Annotated in this window: 4 protein-coding genes; all 4 read right to left on the bottom strand. The window is 41.3% G+C overall.

Annotated features, from left to right (window positions below; translation table 11 throughout):
• Nucleotides 1-630: SNF2-related protein (locus QZ375_RS14170; RefSeq protein WP_295220040.1), on the bottom strand; the 630-nt coding region annotated here is incomplete at its 3' end.
• Between the two features lie 10 nt (nt 631-640).
• A complete protein-coding gene (locus QZ375_RS14165; RefSeq protein WP_295220038.1) occupies nt 641-979 on the bottom strand; it encodes an HTH domain-containing protein in 339 nt (112 codons plus the stop codon).
• 266 nt (nt 980-1,245) lie between these two features.
• Nucleotides 1,246-2,055, bottom strand: a complete 810-nt coding sequence (locus QZ375_RS14160; RefSeq protein ID WP_295220036.1) for a DUF3825 domain-containing protein — start codon at nt 2,053-2,055, stop codon at nt 1,246-1,248.
• Nucleotides 2,052-2,186 (bottom strand): helix-turn-helix domain-containing protein, encoded by a 135-nt coding sequence (locus tag QZ375_RS14345; RefSeq protein WP_365729290.1) that lies wholly within the window; start codon nt 2,184-2,186, stop codon nt 2,052-2,054. The genes QZ375_RS14160 and QZ375_RS14345 overlap by 4 nt, the downstream gene beginning before the upstream one ends.
• Between the last annotated feature and the right edge of the window lie 57 nt (nt 2,187-2,243).

Below are 2,243 nucleotides of genomic sequence, written 5' to 3'. Positions count from 1 at the left end.
GTAACGATTGCGGAATACATAGAAGCTTGTCCCGAAAATATCTTTGTTCAGAAAGTGGTACTGAGAAAAGACATCAAGTTCTTTGTTGGTTATGAGTGTACCGGTCAGAAGAAGCTTGTATCTTGCCTTGTCTCCGAGACGGTGCATGGCTTTAGACTGTGCCGTGCGGTTTTCCTTGATTTTGTGTGCCTCGTCTGCAATGATAAGGTCGGCATTAAAGGCAAGCAGTTCTTTTTCCAGCCGCCATGCAGATTCATAGTTGACCACTGCAATTTGAAGACCATTTCCATGCAGTCTGGAAAGCTGTTCCTTTTTCTGGGTACTGCTGCCTTTCAGAATGGTCAGCTGATATGGAAAATCTGCAAAACGTGCAAATTCCTGTTCCCATACACCAAGAATGGACAGCGGTGCTGTAATCAGGATTTTTCGAATATGACGACACTTATGCAGAATTCCCGCTATTGCAATGCTGGTGATCGTTTTGCCACAGCCCATTTCCATGAGCAGTGCCACACCGTTACTATGTACATCCGATGGCAGAATGCCGAAGCGTTCACAGGCAAACTGGCAGGCGTTTTGCTGATGCTGATATAGGGCAGCTTTAATGGGGATTTTTAAGATTTCTTTCACTTTTTTCTCCTTATGCTTTACAGTGGCGATATGTATTGGGACCGAATCTGGCAAGCAGTTGTTTTAATATCTGACTTTGATGTTCATCTGCCTTTAAGAGCATTTCTTCCAGAACCGTTGTTTCTTCTTCCGAAAAAAGGTTTTTATTTAGACGAAACCAATCCGGGAGAGAAACTCCGCCGTAAATGCCACGACTGGTTTGAAGAGGGTACTCAGCTGTGAGGATTGTAATATCATTGCGAATTGTTCTGTCAGTAACGCCCAATTCAGATGCTAATACTTGCATCGTTTCATGTCGTCTCACATTCAGAATTCGCATGATTTCTTTCCTGCGTTCGACTGCATTCACAGCTTTTCCCCTCCTTCCTTACTTTATTTCCTATATTTTATTGTACAGTCTAAATAGGAAAGCCCATTTCCTATTTGATGAAATTTCACAAAGTTTTCACATATGTATTCAGACTTATTTTTCTTTGATATATAAGGTTACTTGAAAATCTTCTATGTACATATAAAAATCTCACCATTCTAAAATGAATCAGAAAAAGCAAAAAATCCGATAAGGCACAAAAGTACATGTATCTCATCGGATTTTTAGCATATTGAAATTTTTTCTTATTTCACCAGATCAGTCAGCCATGGGGCAATCGGCCGTGCGATCAATCTCGCATTCAGATAAGCCATCTCCAGCGTCAGACAGGTATTTCCAAGATAATATCCGTCCATCACAGAAATTGTCATGGCAAGATCAGGTTTCTTTATGTTGGTCAGGCATATTGGCAAAAGATATTGTAATTTATTCTGGTAACCCTGCGGCACAACCAATCCAGGTTCTACAACAGCTTGTCTTCTGGCAAGCTCCACTGCTGTTTCCAGAAGAAGCGGTAAGTTTTTAGCTTTTCGGATTTTTGCAGGAATGCGTTCCAGATTTTCTGCATCTCCCAGAATGTGATCCACATTCACACGAATCTGCCATTCCGGATTGAAATTGATGCCATTCTGAATCGTTGGGAATCTCGGCTTTTCCGGCAAAGGTTCGATGTATTTCAATCTTGGCGATATTTCATCGCAGAAGCCACGAAAAAACCAATTAAAAGTCGTTTCTCGTTTCTTATTGCGTTCAAAATATGCGTAAATTGCCTTGTATCTCTGATTATAAAGTCCGGTATGAAAGCAGGCATATTCATTCTCAATGTGAAAGAATTTTGATGCCTTACCCGGGTCTGGTTCTGTGTTGTAATCAATGCTTTGTTTGCGAAAGATAATATTGATGTACCGCTCTAAAATCGGCGTATCTGTATTTCTGGTTTCTACTGCTGGCTTTCTGAACCGCCACGGCTCCGGCAGTGCCATTTCGGCAAGCTCGTGCAGTTGCCCGTACCAGTCCGGCACGTAGGCAAATTCGAATAGATCTGTTGGTATCATTTCTTTAATCCTCTCCATTTGGGTATTGATTTCACTAGTTTCATCTGAATCCTGATTTTTATATCTTCGTCAACATATGCATGCTCTTTTCCGGATTCGTCATGATACTTCACGGTAGCAAGAGCATTGATATAAGGTCACCTCTAAAAACCATAAAAACGACCTTCAACAGTGTCGCAGCAAAACAA

Origin of the sequence: Ruminococcus sp. (assembly GCF_019417665.1) — a bacterium.
Lineage (GTDB): Bacteria > Bacillota > Clostridia > Oscillospirales > Ruminococcaceae > Ruminococcus_C.
This window is presented reverse-complemented; position numbering and strand designations above follow the sequence as displayed.